Annotated in this window: 13 protein-coding genes; 5 read left to right on the forward strand and 8 right to left on the reverse strand. The window is 70.4% G+C overall.

From position 1 onward, the window contains the following. Window positions 1–24: 24 nt before the first annotated feature. Together ACIRC0_RS31055 and ACIRC0_RS31060 are read right to left on the reverse strand one after the other, a co-directional pair. Window positions 25–1,905: a PQQ-binding-like beta-propeller repeat protein gene (locus tag ACIRC0_RS31055; protein ID WP_403622612.1), complete on the reverse strand. Its 1,881-nt coding sequence runs from the start codon at window positions 1,903–1,905 to the stop codon at window positions 25–27. A gap of 223 nt (window positions 1,906–2,128) precedes the next feature. Next, a complete protein-coding gene (locus ACIRC0_RS31060) occupies window positions 2,129–3,934 on the reverse strand; it encodes an ABC-F family ATP-binding cassette domain-containing protein (protein WP_403622615.1) in 1,806 nt (601 codons plus the stop codon). 157 nt (window positions 3,935–4,091) lie between these two features. Here ACIRC0_RS31060 and ACIRC0_RS31065 point away from each other — a divergent pair, with 157 nt between their 5' ends. Continuing rightward, window positions 4,092–4,709: a Uma2 family endonuclease gene (locus ACIRC0_RS31065; protein WP_403622618.1), complete on the forward strand. Its 618-nt coding sequence runs from the start codon at window positions 4,092–4,094 to the stop codon at window positions 4,707–4,709. Window positions 4,710–4,721: 12 nt separating this feature from the next. Here ACIRC0_RS31065 and ACIRC0_RS31070 read toward each other — a convergent pair whose 3' ends face one another. The 6 genes from ACIRC0_RS31070 to rsmI all read right to left on the reverse strand — a co-directional run bounded on the left by ACIRC0_RS31070 (window position 4,722) and on the right by rsmI (window position 10,690). Continuing rightward, complete coding sequence (locus ACIRC0_RS31070; RefSeq protein WP_403622621.1) at window positions 4,722–5,615, reverse strand: 4-(cytidine 5'-diphospho)-2-C-methyl-D-erythritol kinase; 894 nt, start codon at window positions 5,613–5,615, stop codon at window positions 4,722–4,724. Beyond that, window positions 5,616–6,482, reverse strand: coding sequence for a 16S rRNA (adenine(1518)-N(6)/adenine(1519)-N(6))-dimethyltransferase RsmA (rsmA, locus tag ACIRC0_RS31075; protein ID WP_403622624.1), 867 nt, complete (start codon window positions 6,480–6,482; stop codon window positions 5,616–5,618). Window positions 6,483–6,529: 47 nt separating this feature from the next. Beyond that, entirely contained in the window at window positions 6,530–7,849 is a 1,320-nt protein-coding gene (locus ACIRC0_RS31080; protein WP_403622627.1) for a ubiquitin-like domain-containing protein, read from the reverse strand. Window positions 7,850–7,978: 129 nt separating this feature from the next. Beyond that, window positions 7,979–8,878: a TatD family hydrolase gene (locus tag ACIRC0_RS31085; protein WP_403622630.1), complete on the reverse strand. Its 900-nt coding sequence runs from the start codon at window positions 8,876–8,878 to the stop codon at window positions 7,979–7,981. An 83-nt stretch (window positions 8,879–8,961) separates the two neighbouring features. Next, window positions 8,962–9,417: a hypothetical protein gene (locus ACIRC0_RS31090; protein WP_403622633.1), complete on the reverse strand. Its 456-nt coding sequence runs from the start codon at window positions 9,415–9,417 to the stop codon at window positions 8,962–8,964. Between the two features lie 397 nt (window positions 9,418–9,814). Continuing rightward, window positions 9,815–10,690, reverse strand: a complete 876-nt coding sequence (gene rsmI, locus ACIRC0_RS31095; RefSeq protein ID WP_403622636.1) for a 16S rRNA (cytidine(1402)-2'-O)-methyltransferase — start codon at window positions 10,688–10,690, stop codon at window positions 9,815–9,817. Window positions 10,691–10,752: 62 nt separating this feature from the next. Between rsmI and ACIRC0_RS31100 the strand changes: the two genes are divergently transcribed. The 4 genes from ACIRC0_RS31100 to ACIRC0_RS31115 all read left to right on the forward strand — a co-directional run bounded on the left by ACIRC0_RS31100 (window position 10,753) and on the right by ACIRC0_RS31115 (window position 15,523). Beyond that, entirely contained in the window at window positions 10,753–12,492 is a 1,740-nt protein-coding gene (locus ACIRC0_RS31100) for a dolichyl-phosphate-mannose--protein mannosyltransferase (RefSeq protein WP_403622639.1), read from the forward strand. Window positions 12,493–12,816: 324 nt separating this feature from the next. Continuing rightward, window positions 12,817–14,196: a DNA sulfur modification protein DndB gene (locus ACIRC0_RS31105; RefSeq protein ID WP_403622642.1), complete on the forward strand. Its 1,380-nt coding sequence runs from the start codon at window positions 12,817–12,819 to the stop codon at window positions 14,194–14,196. 76 nt (window positions 14,197–14,272) lie between these two features. After that, complete coding sequence (locus ACIRC0_RS31110) at window positions 14,273–15,172, forward strand: restriction endonuclease (protein WP_403622645.1); 900 nt, start codon at window positions 14,273–14,275, stop codon at window positions 15,170–15,172. Window positions 15,173–15,304: 132 nt separating this feature from the next. Continuing rightward, complete coding sequence (locus ACIRC0_RS31115; protein WP_403622648.1) at window positions 15,305–15,523, forward strand: hypothetical protein; 219 nt, start codon at window positions 15,305–15,307, stop codon at window positions 15,521–15,523. Window positions 15,524–15,833 lie beyond the last annotated feature (310 nt).

Here is a 15,833-nt window from a genome sequence, read left to right on the forward strand (position 1 = left end):
GGGACGGGCGGGTCGGCGGACCGCTCACTTGCCGTAGGCCAGCATCAGCTTCTCCTTGGACCGGGTACCGCCGGTCAGCCGGGTGGTGGAGAGGTAGAGGCGCCCGTCCACGTAGTCGATCGCTTTGGAGAAGAAGCCGCTCTCGACCTGCGCGGCGCCCGCCGGGTTCTGCAGCAGCTTCGCCGCGGTGTGGCGCGCGCCGGCCGTCGCGATGGAGACGACCTGGCCGCCCGTGTCGTACGACGGCTCGACATACGCGATCAGGTGGGTGCCGTCCATCTTGAGCGGGAGCATCGACTCGTCCGCCGGGGACTTCACCCGCCACTTCTCCTTGCCGGTGTCCAGGCTGATCGCGACGATCTCGTTCGGGCCGCTCTTCGCGTCGGTCGGCAGGTACAGGGTGCTCGCGTCGGCCACGGCGCCCGTGCAGCCCTGCAGGTCACGGTTGAGGATGGCCCAGCCGCACTGGGGTGCGAAGGACTCGTTGACGTCGAGCTGGGAGCGCAGGCTGCCGTCGCTCTTCAGTGTGGAGACGTTCCACCGCGTCTTGTCCTCGTTGGTGAGGTAGAGGACGACCGGGTCGACGGAGTAGGCGCGGGCGACCGTCCAGCCCTTGGGGATCTTCTTGGTCCACTTGGCCCTGCCGGTCGCGGGGTCGAGCTCCTGCACCTCGTCGTGCGCGTCGGAGCCGCCGGCGCCACAGGAGGCGACCGAGAGGAGCTTGGCGCCGCCCGCGAACGCGGTCGGGAAGCAGGCCGCGCCGTACCGCTGCTTCTCCCACAGCTTCTTGCCGGTGGCCACGTCGTACGCCAGCCCGGACTGCGCGCGGGCGACCAGCAGGGTCCTGCCCGTGATGGTCAGGTCGACGGCGAGCGCACTGTCGAACAGGGCACCGTCGGCGATCTGCGCGCTCCAGCCCTTCTTGCCGGTGTCGAGGTCGATCTCCTGGATGTGGTTGCACTTGGCGCTGTCGCTCACGCCGCTCATGTAGGCGACCACGACCTTGTCGTCGGCCGTCTTGTGCGGAGTGACGGCGCAGATCTTCTGCGGGAAGGAGATCGGGTTCCAGGTGGGGCTGCCGCCTGCGACGTCGTAGGCGAAGACCTGCTTGTACGCGGCCTTCACCGCTGTCCTGCCGGTGATCCACATGCCGGGGGCGTCGGCGCCGCGGCCGGGCGCGTCGGGCGCCTGCTGATACCAGAGGACCCTGTCCTCGCCCGACTTGCGGCCCTGGTTGAGGTTTTCCGGATCCGCGCCGCCGTCGCCGCCGCCACCGCCCGCGTCGGCCGGGGCGGAGGCGGTGGAGGACGGTCCGGAGCTCTGGTTCTTGCCGGCGGCGGGCTTGTCGTCCCCGCCGCCGCTGCTGACCGCGTACACGGTGCCGCCTATGAGGAGCAGCGCGGCGACGGCGGCGCCCACGACCAGCGCGGGCTTGCCCTTGAAGGGGTTCCTGGGGCCGCCGCCGGGGGGCGGGAAGGGCGCGCCGGGGAACTGGGGTGGCTGCTGCGGGTAGCCGTAGCCGGGGTGGGGAGCGGCGTAGGGGCCGGGCTGCTGAGCGTACGGACCGGGCTGACCGGGCTGCTGAGCGTACGGACCGGGCTGGGCGTAGGGGCCCGGCCCGCCGTACGGGCCCGGCTGCGGATAGGCGCCCGGCTGCTGGTACGGGCCGGAAGGCGGCTGCGGCTGCGGCTGCGGCTGCGGCTGTGGCTGTGGCTGTGGCTGTGGCTGTGGCTGTGGCTGCGGATAGCCGTACCCCGGCTGCGGCGGGGTCGCCGGGGGCTGGACGGGTGGCGGCGGGGTCGCCTGCCGGGGGTCCTGCGGGGCACCGAAACCACCCTGTGGCGGCGGATTCTGCGGTGCCCCGGAACTGCCGCCCCGGGGCGGCTGGTCGGGCGGCTGAGTCATCAGCGCTTTCCCCCTCAAAACTGATGTGTCCCCACGCCCGTGGTGCTCGTTCCCGCCACGCCGGTGGTCCTCAGGCTCTTCTCGGACGGACCTTTCTATCACTGGGACGTCCTCGAACACGGGGCCGGTCCTGCCCCTGTTCCCAAGGGAGGACCGGCCCGTGATGCCCTCGTTACGCGCCTTCCCGCACCGTCCGCGGCACGCGCTCCGCGCCAGCCAACGCCTAGGCGTCCTCGGCGAGTTCCAGCCAGCGCAGCTCCAGCTCCTCGCGCTGACCGGCCAACTCCCGGAGTTCCGCGTCCAGTCCTGCGACCTTCTCGAAGTCCGTGGCGTTCTCGGCGATTTGCTGGTGGAGCTTGGACTCCCGCTCGGAGATCTTGTCCAACTGCCGCTCGATCCGCTGGAGTTCCTTCTTCGCGGCCCGGGCGTCGGCCGCGGAGGCGGCGGGCTTGGCCACGGCGGATGCCGGTGCCGCGGCCGCCGCTGCCGCTTCCTCCATGCGGTGGCGCCGCTCCAGGTACTCGTCGATGCCACGGGGCAGCATCCGCAGCGTGGCGTCGCCGAGGAGGGCGTAGACCTTGTCGGTGGTGCGCTCGACGAAGAAGCGGTCGTGCGAGATCACGATCATCGAGCCCGGCCAGCCGTCGAGGACGTCCTCGAGCTGGGTGAGGGTCTCGATGTCGAGGTCGTTGGTGGGCTCGTCGAGGAAGAGGACGTTGGGCTCGTCCATGAGGAGGCGCAGCAGCTGCAGCCGCCGCCGCTCACCGCCGGACAGGTCGCCGACCGGCGTCCACTGCTTCTCCTTGTTGAAGCCGAACGTCTCGCACAGCTGCCCGGCGGTCATCTCGCGCCCCTTGCCGAGGTCGACGCGCTCGCGGACCCGCTGCACGGCCTCGAGGACCCGCCAGGTGGGGTCGAGTTCGGCGACCTCCTGGGAGAGGTAGGCGAGCTTGACGGTCCTGCCGACGGCGATCCGGCCACCCGCGGGCTGCTGCTCGCCCTCGCTGCGGGCGGCGTCGGCCATGGCCCGCAGCAGGGAGGTCTTGCCGGCGCCGTTGACCCCGACGAGGCCGATGCGGTCGCCGGGGCCGAGCTGCCAGGTGACGTGCTTGAGCAGCACCTTCGGGCCGGCCTGGACGGTGACGTCCTCCAGGTCGAAGACGGTCTTGCCGAGCCGTGAGGAGGCGAACTTCATCAGCTCGCTGCTGTCGCGGGGCGGCGGCACGTCCTTGATCAGTTCGTTGGCGGCCTCGACGCGGAAGCGGGGCTTGGAGGTGCGGGCGGGGGCGCCGCGCCGCAGCCACGCCAGCTCCTTGCGGACCAGGTTCTGCCGCTTGGTCTCCTCGGAGGCGGCGATGCGCTCGCGCTCGGCGCGGGCGAAGACGTAGTCGGTGTAGCCGCCCTCGTACTCGAAGACCTCGCCGCGCTGCACGTCCCACATGCGGGTGCACACCTGGTCGAGGAACCAGCGGTCGTGGGTGACGCACACCAGCGCGGAGCGGCGCTCGCGCAGGTGCCCCGCGAGCCAGGCGATGCCCTCGACGTCGAGGTGGTTGGTGGGCTCGTCGAGGACGATCAGGTCCTGCTCGGCGATCAGCAGCTTGGCGAGCGCGATACGGCGCCGCTCGCCGCCGGAGAGGGGGCCGATGACGGTGTCGAGCCCCTGGGGGAACCCGGGCAGGTCGAGCCCGCCGAACAGGCCGGTGAGCACGTCGCGGATCTTGGCGTTGCCCGCCCACTCGTGGTCGGCCATGTCCCGGATGACCTCGTGGCGGACGGTGGCGGCCGGGTCGAGGGAGTCGTGCTGCGTCAGCACGCCCAGGCGCAGCCCGCCGGAGTGGGTGACGCGCCCGGTGTCGGCCTCCTCCAGCTTGGCGAGCATCCGGATCAGGGTGGTCTTGCCGTCGCCGTTGCGCCCGACGACCCCGATCCGGTCCCCTTCGGACACGCCGAGCGAGACGCCGTCGAGGAGGGCACGGGTGCCGTACACCTTGCTGACGTTCTCGACATTGACCAGGTTGACGGCCATTTCACTCCTGACGCGGGGATCGATCAGCCTTCAAGCGTAGGGCCTCCGGGGGAGGGAGCGGGGCGCGTGGTGATCGTCACTCTTTGTGGTGACGTGATCGATGATCGACGGCTACGGTGGGAAGACAGGCCGCAGGATCCCGTCCATGGGAGGAACCATGACTGCCGAGCCGATCTCCGAGGCCGCCGTGTCCGACGCCGAGCCGACCTCGCGGTGGCCGGTGCCTCCGGCGGATGGCTGGACCGTGGACGACCTGTTCACCCTGCCCGACCTCCCGCCGCACACCGAGTTGATCGACGGGAGCCTGGTCTTCGTGAGTCCGCAGCGGGATTTCCACAGCATTGTCATCGACCTGCTGGTGAGTGGCCTCCGCCGTACAGTGCCTCCGACGTTCAAGGTCCGCCGCGAGATGACCGTGGTCATCGACCGCAAGAACGGGCCCGAGCCGGACATCTCCGTGCTCCGTGCGGAGGCGGTCACCGGCCGCAGCCAGACGTCGTTCCGGGCCGCCGACGTCGTCCTCGCCGTGGAGGTGGTTTCGCCGGATTCGGAGGCCCGCGACCGTGACACCAAACCCCGCAAGTACGCCGCCGCGGGGATCGACCACTTCTGGCTGGTGGAGATGGTGGGAGAGGAGGAGCGGCCGGTCGTCTACGTATATGAGCGCGATCCGGTGACCAAGAGCTACACGGTCACCGGAATCCACCACGACCGGCTGAAGGTCTCCGTCCCGTTCGATATCGACGTCGACCTGGCGGAGATCGACTCCCTCTGAGGCGTCCGCCCGTCAGAGCACTGTCGCCCCCGCCACCGGCCCCGCCGCCACCCGCACCGCTCTGCACGTCCGCGACTCCCGCAGGGCCTCGGCCACCTTCTCCGCCGCCTCGGCGTCGCGCGCGAGGAACGCCGTGGTAGGCCCGGATCCGGAGACCAGAGCGGCCAGCGCACCGGCCTCCCGCCCCGCCTCCAGCGTCTCCGCCAGTTCCGGAAACAGGGACAGCGCCGCCGGCTGAAGGTCGTTGGAGACGGCGGCGGCCAGCGCGTCCGCGTCGCCCTTGGCCAGCGCCTCCAACAGCTCCGCTGAAGCCACCGGCTCCGGAACCTCCCGCCCCTGCGCCATTCGGTCGAACTCCCGGAAGACCGCCGGTGTCGACAGCCCCCCCTCGGCCATCGCGAACACCCAGTAGAAGGTGCCCCCGACCTCCAGCGCCGTGAGCCTCTCGCCCCGCCCGACTCCCAGCGCCGCCCCGCCCACCAGACTGAACGGCACATCACTGCCCAGCTCGGCGCAGATCTCCAGCAGTTCCTCGCGCGAGGCTCCCGCACCCCACAGCGCGTCGCACGCCAGCAGAGCGCCCGCCCCGTCCGCGCTGCCACCCGCCATGCCCCCGGCGACCGGGATGTCCTTGGCGATGTGGATGTGCACGGCCGGATCAAGGCCGCGGCGTTGCGCGAGCGTCAGCGCCGCCCGCGCCGCCAGGTTCGTACGGTCGAGCGGTACCTGCTCCGCGTACGGCCCGGAGCAGGTGACGCGCAGCTCGTCGGCCGGGGTCACCGTGATCTCGTCGTACATGCCGACGGCCAGGAAGACGTTCGCCAGGTCGTGGAAGCCGTCGGGGCGGGCGCCACCCACCGCGAGCTGCACGTTCACCTTGGCCGGGACGCGAACCCTGACACTCACTTACTCGGCCTCCCTGTGCTCGGCGATACGCGCGAACTCCTCCACCGTCAGCGACTCGCCCCTGGCCTGCGGTGAGACACCGGCGGCCACGAGCGCGGCCTCGGCGGCCGCGGCCGACCCCGCCCATCCGGCGAGCGCGGCCCGCAGCGTCTTGCGCCGCTGGGCGAACGCCGCGTCCACGACCGCGAACACCTCGCCCTTCGACGCGGAGGTCTTGATCGGCTCGGCGCGCCGCACCAGCGAGACCAGCCCGCTGTCGACGTTGGGCGCGGGCCAGAAGACGTTGCGCCCGATGGCCCCGGCGCGCTTGACCTCCGCGTACCAGTTGGCCTTCACGGACGGCACCCCGTACACCTTCGACCCGGGCGCGGCGGCGAGCCGGTCGGCGACCTCGGACTGCACCATCACCAGCGTCCGCTCGATGCTCGGGAAGGTGTCGAGCATGTGGAGCAGGACGGGGACGGCGACGTTGTAGGGCAGGTTCGCGACCAGCGCGGTCGGGGCGGGGCCCGGCAGCTCACGGACGTGCAGCGCGTCGGAGTGCACCAGCGCGAACCGCTCGGCGCGCTCCGGCATGCGCGCAGTGATGGTGGCGGGCAGCGCCGCCGCCAGCACGTCGTCGATCTCGACGGCGGTGACGCGCTCGGCGACCTCGAGGAGGGCCAGCGTCAGCGAGCCGAGCCCGGGTCCCACCTCCACGACGACGTCGTCGGGCCGGACCTCGGCGGTGCGGACGATGCGCCGCACGGTGTTGGCGTCGATGACGAAGTTCTGGCCGCGCTGTTTGGTGGGGCGTACGCCGAGGGCCGCCGCCAGCTCACGGACGTCGGCGGGGCCCAGCAGGGCGTCGGGGGTGGGGCTGCTCACGGGGCAAGCCTACGGGGCGGCGCGCGGGCCACCGGCCGGTGGCACCGTCACCGGTACAGCCGTGACCCGCAGTGCGGCCACGGGCTGGTCCCCTGGCGTGTGAACAGCTTCTTCGCCCGGTACGTCTGCTCCTCCGCGGGGGCGTCCTGGGGCCGGCCCGAGCCGCCGAGGCTGCGCCAGGTGCGCCGGTCGAACTGGTAGAGGCCGCCGTACGTGCCGGACGGGTCCACCGCGTGCGAGCGGCCGCCGGACTCGCAGGCCGCGAGCCCCTTCCAGTTCAGGTGCTCCGCGCCCTCCACCAGGTCCGGGTGCGGCTTGGTGCCGATCCGGACGAGCTGGGTCTGTGGCTGCCGCACCACCTCGTCACCGACCCGCCGCGGTCTCTCCTTCACGCCGTTGACGGTGCGCAGGGCGTACGTGACCCGGCGCGCGCCCGCCTGACCGGGGCGCGCGACCACCTCCGTGCCCTTGAGCAGGTCCGGGTCCTTGGTGCGCCGTACGTCGAACGGGATCGGCTCCTCGCGGACCTCCTGGGAGCCCATCACCCGCAGCACGGTCACCGTCTGCCCGTCGCGCGGGAAGCTGTCCGGTGCCACGGACGTCGTGTCCTGCCGGTAGAGCACGACCCCGGCCTGGGCGACGGCCTCGCGGACGGTCGCCGCGTTGGTCCGGATGGTGCGGGCCTGCCCGTCCGCGAGGACCGTCACGGTGCGCTCGGTGCGGACGTCCAGCTCGAGCCCGTCGCGGCCGACCCTCTGGGAGCGCGAGGTCGATACGTAGGCGCCCTCCGCGCGCACCCCGAGCTGCCGGAGCGCGGCCTCCACCGTGGGCGCCGTCGTCCACACCTCGCGCTGGATGCCGTCGATGGTGAGCCGCAGGGGGCGGCCGTAGCGCACCGCGACCTCGTCGCCGCTCGCGAGCGGTGTCCCGGGCGCCGGGGCGACGAGGTCGTGATCGCCGACCTTCACGCCCTGCTGGGCGAGCAGTTCACCGACGTCGGAGGCGAAGGTGTGCAGCGTGCGGGTGCGGCCGTCCACGGTCAGCTCGACGGCCTTGTCGCTCGCGACGAAGGCGGTGGTGCCGCCGGCGAGGAACGCGACGACGAGCGCCTGCGGGATCAGACGGCGCATGGAGTCGGGGCGTGCGCCGCCCTTTCTGCCGCGCGCCGCGTGCCGGGCCTGGGCGCGCCCTGAGGGGCGCGGGGCGGCCTCCGGCTGCCGGCGGGGCGGACGGGCCGTTATCTCCGTGGCGCGCGCGGCCGCGCGGGCGCGCTCCTCGTACGCGGGCCGGTACGTGTCCGGGTGGGCGCGACCGGGGGCCTCACGGTCCTTGTACGCCCCGTACGGCGAGTACTGCCGGTTGCTCACGACGACACGCTCCAGAGAGGTTCCGACACGGCGACCAGAACCTAGCGGCTGGTCGTCACTCTCCAAAGCAACGCCGTTACTCGGTGTCGCGACACGGGACCCCGTGGACACCCCGGCCGGGCGGGCCGGTCAGTACGCGAACGCGCGGGCCGTGTTGCGCGCGACGGCCGCCGCCAGCGCGTCCTCCTCGACGCCCTTCACCGCGGCCATGGCGCGGACCGTGACCGGAATGAGATAGGGCGCGTTCGGCCGTCCGCGGTACGGCGCGGGCGTCAGGAACGGCGCGTCGGTCTCCACCAGGACGAGGTCGAGCGGCGCCACGGCGAGGGCGTCGCGCAGCGGCTGGGCGTTCTTGAAGGTCACGTTGCCGGCGAACGACATGAAGTACCCGTTCCGCGCACAGACCTCGGCCATCTCGGCGTCACCCGAGTAGCAGTGGAAGACGGTCCGCTCCGGCGCGCCCTCCTCCTTGAGGACGCGCAGCACGTCGGCGTGGGCCTCGCGGTCGTGGATCACCAGCGCCTTGCCGTGCCGTTTGGCGATCTCGATGTGGGCGCGGAAGGAGCGCTCCTGGGCGGCCTTGCCCTCGGGCCCGGTGCGGAAGTAGTCGAGCCCGGTCTCGCCCACGCCCTTGACCTGCGGCAGGGCCGCGAGACGGTCGATCTCGGCGAGCGCCTCGTCCAGCGCCGCGTCCCCGCCCGGCTCCCGGGCACCCTGCCGGGACCATCCGTCGGGGTCGCCGTGCACGATGCGCGGGGCCTCGTTCGGGTGCAGGGCCACCGCCGCGTGCACGGAGTCGTGGGCCGCGGCCGTCTCGGCGGCCCAGCGCGAGCCCCGCACATCGCAGCCGACCTGCACGACCGTCGTCACGCCGACCGACGCGGCCTTGGCGAGGCCCTCCTCCACCGTGCCGGACTGCATGTCGAGGTGGGTGTGCGAGTCGGCGACGGGCACGCCGAGGGGCGCGGGAAGCGGCGGCGGCGTGTTCTTGTCGGACTTGCCTGACGTGTCGGACGCTCGGGAAGGCATGCCCCGATCCTACGAAAGGGGCATGCCACGCCTTGGGCCTGCCTTGCGGCAGGCCGCCCGGGGCCTGTCTTACGGCAGGCCCGTCAGCCCGCCTTGCGGTGGTTCTGGAACGGGTGGAGCAGGTCCGACAGGTGCCAGTGGTGGTGGCCGTCGGCGGCCTCCGGCTGCGTGCGCGGCGCCCCACGGTCCTCGCCGTCGGCCTCCTGGGCCGGGGCGTGGTGCCGGTGCAGGGAGTTCTGCACGGAGGACACCTGACCCGGGCGCATGATGCGCACCACGTGGCTGTCGCAGTTGTGGCAGGCCGGGCGGCTGAGCGGCGAGGGGACGACGCGGCCGTTCGCCACGTACATCACGAACTCGTTGCCGTCCGCGTCGAGGTGGTGCTCTATCTCGTACGACTGCTCCCAGCCGTGCCCGCAGCGCATGCACGCGAAGGAATAGGACTCGTGGACGACGGCGGTCGCCGCGCTGCGGTCGGGCTGCCCTGTGACCTGGCCGGCCGCTGTGGCCTGGCCGGTCCGCCCTGATATCTCACTCATTCCAGCTCCTCTTGTCCGCTGGACAAGCGCCCCCGCGGTGCGGGCTTCCCCCCGGAACCCCGCGCGGTCCCACGGTGGCGAGGGACGGGTGCGTCCCTGTCCCCCAGTGGACGCCTTCACGAGCGGGAGCGGGAGCGGACCTGTCGAGTGTTGGGGGCGATTTGGACTTCGCTTGCCAAACTCACCCGATCGCCCCGCTTCGGCTTTGCCTTCGACGACAGCCCTTTGCCGCCCTATGGGGCGCACGCTCAGGAGAGATGCGCCCTGCTCAGAGCGGGTATGAGCCCCCTCACACGGGCATCCGGCGATCACGGCGGCACGTCGCCAGGACGCCGCACCGAGCATCCGGAACCACCCGTCGGCCGGGAGCAGGCCGGGAGCGGGAGCCCCGGGGGGCTCAGCCCGCCGCGTTCGCGTTCTTCGCCGCCACCACCGCGTCGAAGACCTCGCGCTTCGGCAGGCCCGCCTCCGCCGCGACCGCCGCGATGGCCTCCTTGCGGCGCTCCCCGGCCTCCTCGCGCACGCGTACCCGGCGCACCAGCTCGGCCGCGTCCAGCTCCTCGGGGCCCTTCTCGCCGGCGCCCTCCACCACGACCGTGATCTCGCCGCGTACGCCCTCGGCGGCCCACGCCGCCAGCTCCCCCAGCGAGCCGCGCCTGACCTCCTCGTACGTCTTGGTCAGCTCGCGGCACACCGCGGCCCGCCGCTCGCCCCCGAACACCTCCGCCATCGCGGCGAGCGTGTCGTCGAGCCGGTGCGGGGCCTCGAAGTACACCAGCGTGCGCCGCTCCTCGGCGACCTCGCGCAGCCGCGACAGCCGCTCGCCCGCCTTGCGCGGCAGGAACCCCTCGAAGCAGAACCGGTCCACCGGCAGCCCGGACAGCGCAAGCGCGGTGAGCACGGCGGACGGCCCCGGCACGGCGGTCACCCGGATGTCCTTCTCCACGGCGGCGGCCACCAGCCGGTACCCGGGGTCCGACACGGACGGCATCCCCGCGTCGGTGACGAGCAGCACCCGCGCCCCGCCCGCCAGGGCCTCGACCAGCTCCGGTGTCCGGGCGGACTCGTTGCCCTCGAAGTACGACACGACACGCCCCGTCGGCTGGACGTCGAGCGCCTGGGTGAGCCGGCGCAGCCGGCGCGTGTCCTCGGCGGCGATCACATCGGCGGTGGCCAGCTCCTCGGCGAGCCGCGGAGGCGCGTCCGCGATGTCCCCGATGGGGGTTCCGGCGAGGACCAGGGTTCCGGTCGTAGTCCCAGGTGCAACTGTCACGTTTCCATCCTCGCAGGCGCCGTACGCGGGACTCACACAGACGTGTTCCCTACGATGGCGCGGTGACCAGTACCGCGTCCTCCACGGACACCCGGCAGGGCCAGGCCGCCGAAGAGCCGCGGCCGTCGTGGCAGCAGCGGCTGCGCCGTTTCGGTTACGCGGCGCGCCCGAGAAGCGACGTCCGCGACCGGCTCGTGCCGCCGTACAACCGGCCCAGCCCGCGCATCTGGGCGACGATCGGCCTGCGGTCGGACGCCGCCGACCGGATCACGCGCTGGTCGGCGTGGGGCGGCCCGCTGCTCGTGACGCTGATCGCGGGGCTGATGCGGTTCTGGAACCTGGGCAGCCCCAGGGCGGTGATATTCGACGAGACGTACTACGCGAAGGACGCGTGGGCGCTCGTCCACAACGGGTACGAGGCGAACTGGGCCAAGGACGCCAACGACCTCATCCTTCAGCGGGGCGGCCATGTGCCGGTCCCGACGGACGCCGCGTACGTCGTGCATCCGCCGGTCGGCAAGTACGTCATCGGCCTGGGCGAGCTGATCTTCGGCTTCAACCCGTTCGGCTGGCGCTTCATGACGGCCCTGCTCGGCACGCTCGCGGTGCTGCTGCTGTGCCGTATCGGCCGCCGTCTGTTCCGGTCCACTTTCCTCGGCTGTTTGGCGGGCGGGCTGCTGGCGGTGGACGGGCTGCAGTTCGTGATGAGCCGCACCTCGCTGCTCGACGGCGTGCTGGGGTTCTTCGTGCTCGCGGCCTTCGGCTGCCTGCTCGTCGACCGGGACAGAGCGCGTGCCAAGCTGGCGGCGGCCCTGCCGGTGGACGCGGACGGCCGGGTGCGCCCGGACGCGCACACCGCCGAGACCGCCCGCTTCGGGTGGCGTCCGTGGCGCTGGCTGGCGGGCCTGATGCTCGGCCTCGCGATCGGCACGAAGTGGAACGGCCTGTACTTCTTGGCCGCGTTCTGTGTGATGGCCCTGCTGTGGGACGTGGGCGCGCGCCGGGTCGCGGGCGCCCGCCGTCCTTACGCCACGGTCCTCAAGCGGGACACGGGCCTGACCTTCCTGGCGACGGTCCCGGTCGCTCTCGCGGTGTACCTGGCCTCCTGGACCGGCTGGATCCTGTCCCCGGCCAACGGCTCCGGCGGCTACTTCCGCAACTGGGCGGCCACCGACGGCAAGGGCGGCAACTGGACCTTCCTGCCCGACTGGCTGCGCAGCCTGTGGCACTACGAGCACGAGGTCTACCTGTTCCACGTCGGCCTGACGTCCCCGCACACGTACCAGTCCAACCCGTGGAGCTGGATCGTGGTGGGCCGCCCGGTCTCGTACTTCTACGAGTCCCCGAACCCCGGTGAGGCGGGCTGCCCCACGGACGCGGGCGGCAAATGCGCGCGCGAGGTCCTCGCACTCGGCACCCCGCTGCTGTGGTGGGCGGCCTGCTTCGCGCTCCTGTACGTGCTGTGGCGCTGGGCGTTCCGCCGCGACTGGCGCGCGGGCGCCATCGCGTGCGGTGTCGCGGCCGGCTACCTGCCCTGGTTCCTGTACCAGGAGCGCACGATCTTCTACTTCTACGCGGTCGTCTTCGTGCCGTTCCTGTGCCTGGCGGTCGCGATGATGATCGGCGCCCTCCTCGGCCCACCCGGCGCGGACGAACGCCGCCGGATCGCGGGAGCGGCGGGCGCGGGCGTCCTGGTCCTGCTGATCGCGTGGAACTTCATCTACTTCTGGCCCCTGTACACGGGAACGGCGATCCCGATCGACTCCTGGCGGGCGCGGATGTGGCTGGACACCTGGGTCTAGCTGGAAAGACACACCACGAGGGCGCGGCTACCGGCTGCGCCCTCGTGGTCGTTGGTGGTCGTTACCGGTCGCCGATGGCCGCCTTTGGACGGCCCGGAGACGGCCCGGAGACGGCCCGGACCGGGGCCGACACCATCGGCACGCGACAGGGTCTACACGACAGCGAATCCCCAATGCTGCCGCAGCACCCGCGCAGCCATAGCTCACTTTCGCCGCAAATCAGGCAACCGTTTGCCAGCATCGATCACCCTGCGCTACTGTCCATCACACAGCAGGGCCAGGCGGTCCCGAAGAAATTAGCCAGGCGATTTTTTTGAGGGGTCTGTGAGCGACTCAACCAGCCTCGACGACATCGACACTTTCGACTTGCGCTCATTTTCATTTGAGACACTGGCATTCAAAACGGAGGTCGGCGAAATGCCGACCTTCACCTTCACGCTGGCCGTGCCCGACCTACTGCGGCTCGTGAAGGAACTGGGACTGGTCGTGCGGAACAACTTCAGCCTCGACAGTGACGGCTACGGCAACCGCCCCCTCGACAAGAAGCACGTGGCCAGGATCGCCGCCGGCCTGACGGAGCGACCGGACACCCCGATTCAAATGATCACCCTTGCCATCCCCGGCGAGCTCAATGGGGCCCCCACGCACAAGTGGACGCGCGCGAGGGCGCGCACGAGTGGCCCTGTTGAATTGGGGCAATTCAGGATGTATCAGGATGTAACTGCCCATATCCAAAACGGGCAGCACACCCTCGCGGCGCTCGAAAGCGTCATGGATGGCGATGCCGTCGAAGCCAAGGAAGTGCTCGTTCGGAGCTCCGTCCCGATCCAAGTCTTGGTACAAAGCGACCGGAACGAGGTCAACCGGATCTTTGTGATCGCTGGCCAGACCAAGCCGATCTCTCCGGCCCTGATCGCTGCACTTGATCAATCTTCATACGCTAACCGTCTTGGCGTGCAAGTTGGCCGCAGCGCGCGGATCTTTACCGACGACTCTGAACGACTCGTCTACCTGAGCAGCTCCGCCAGCCAGGGCGCTCTGTACTCAACTGCGCATGTACGAGGGTTCTCCGCAGCGATCTACATCGGCTTCAAGGACCGAACGCCCGACGCCCGAGAGGCGAACTTCCGCAAGGTGCTTGAGGAGCGTTGTGACGGCGGGGGCAGCCTCGACAAAGAACTGGACGTCGTCGTCAATGAGATTGTCGAGGTGCTGGACTATGCGTATGGCCGCGTGCCGGGCTGGAGAGAGCTCCAGCGTGGCGAGCTGACACCCAAGGAGTTCCGTGCCACCTATCTTCACGGAGCACCCGCAGGCCTATACGTCATCGGGGGAGTCCTCGGCGCGGCACGGTTCTGCGGAGTACCCCTGCCCAAGGTCGTCGACGCCCTCGCGACGCTGGAATGGCAGCGCGCAGCGCACGAGCTAGACAAAGACGGGAAGGCGGTTCATCCCGTCTTCGACGGAACCCTGGTGCGCTTCGAAGAAGTCCAGCGCGACGACGGCACCAGCGAATGGGCTCCGACGACCACCGGCGGAGCCCGCACGAACTACGAGGCCGCGACGGAGCGACTACTGGGCCTGCTGAGCCACATGGACAGCTCCTTCGCCGGCCTCACCTCGCCGTCCACCCTTCGCCACCTTGGCCTGCGAGCAGCGGCCCGGCGTGGTCGCCCCCGCAAGAACCCGACGGGGCCCGCCTGATCACAGACCGAGTTGCAGAACCTCGCACATATACCCTAGATTTTTACCCGTTGAAAGAGACCTAAAAAGGAGTCCGATGGACTGGGACATGCGCCCCGGTGATGTCATCCGGCGCTCCGACCTGCACGAACGCTATGGGGGGCGCAGGCAGGGAGGCATCGGCCCTTCGCGGGTGAGCAACAACGTCTTCCTCTTCACCAACCCTCCGCAGGGCCGCAAGCACGGCTACTACGACGGCTGGGGGCAGGATGACCGCTACCACTACTGCGGCGAGGGGCAGTCCGGCGATCAGAAGATGACGCAGGGCAACCTCACGGTCCTGAATCACCAGTCAGACGGTCGAGCACTGCGACTCTTCCAGGCAACGGACACGCGGAGTGAAGTCCAGTACGTCGGGGAGTTCGAGCTGGATAAGGAGCAGCCGTACTACCTCACTGACGCGCCCGCAACCGACGATGGCCGCCTGCGTAGTGTCATCGTGTTTCGTCTACGACCGATAGACACTGCTCCCAGGCAGGGATTCACTGTCCCGTTCACGCCGGCCACGACCACGACCACCAAGATCATTCCGGTCGAGCAGCAGATCACCGAGCGATCCCTCGTGAACCCCTCCCAAGAACCTCACGAAGCAGAGCGCCGTGAAGCGGGTCTCGTCCTCGCGTACCAGGACTGGCTCCTGAGGCAAGGGCACGAGGTCGGCAGACACCAGATTCTGCCACCCGGCGAGTCCAAGCCGCTGTTGACAGATCTGATCGACAGCACGCGGAACGTCCTGGTGGAGGCTAAGGGCACCATCACTCGTGAAGCAATCCGGATGGCGATCGGCCAGCTCATGGACTACCAACGCTTCATTGATCCGCGACCATCTCTCGCGATTCTGGTGCCCTCCCGTCCACGCGCAGACCTGATCGATCTGTGTCGCGCTGTGGACATTGAGGTCATCTGGCCTGACGGAGAGGGGTTCGACACCGCCTGAAGACCGGCGCGCGAGGCGCAGAACACAGTGCCAGGTTCATGCGATCAAGCATGAACAAAGCAGATGGGGCCGCGCCCTGCGCCAACAGTCGGCGGCCCCATCCCACGCAACCCCGAAGGGATGCTTATGCCAGTGAACCTCAACGTACCGCTGCCGGACAACTACGACCCTGGTGACGTGCTCGAAGCGCTCGTCACGTTGCTGCTGGTGAGCGGCGTGCTTGCTGCCATTGACGAAGCGGTGCCGCTCAATCTCGCCCCGTACTTCGTCAACATCATCGCTGCCCTGGGAGCGTACCTACTCACTCAGGCCGACCCGCCGCTCCCACCACCGAGGGCCCTGCTTGCGTAGCCATGCCGGCGTGGGTGCCAGCGGCAGATCCTCCCCGAACACGGGTCTCTCCTGGTCCGAAGCGCCCTGCTGTCAACTCCAGCACTGAGGCGACGGGCCCATCTGGACCTACTCACGTGAGTAGGTCCAGATGGGCCCCAAGGTTTCGTCATTCTCGATCGACCATGGTGCTGCGCTATCGCTGACGTACCGGCTGTACATCGGCGGCGCCGAATACAGGTCGCGCGGGAGATTGACTCTGACTGGGGCCCGGTCGGCCAACAGAAGGCCCTGCCCATGAATACCCCGCGGTGGCCGCCTCACCTAAGTG

It is taken from the genome of Streptomyces sp. NPDC093984 (genome assembly GCF_044764595.1).
Taxonomy (GTDB): domain Bacteria; phylum Actinomycetota; class Actinomycetes; order Streptomycetales; family Streptomycetaceae; genus Streptomyces; species Streptomyces cynarae.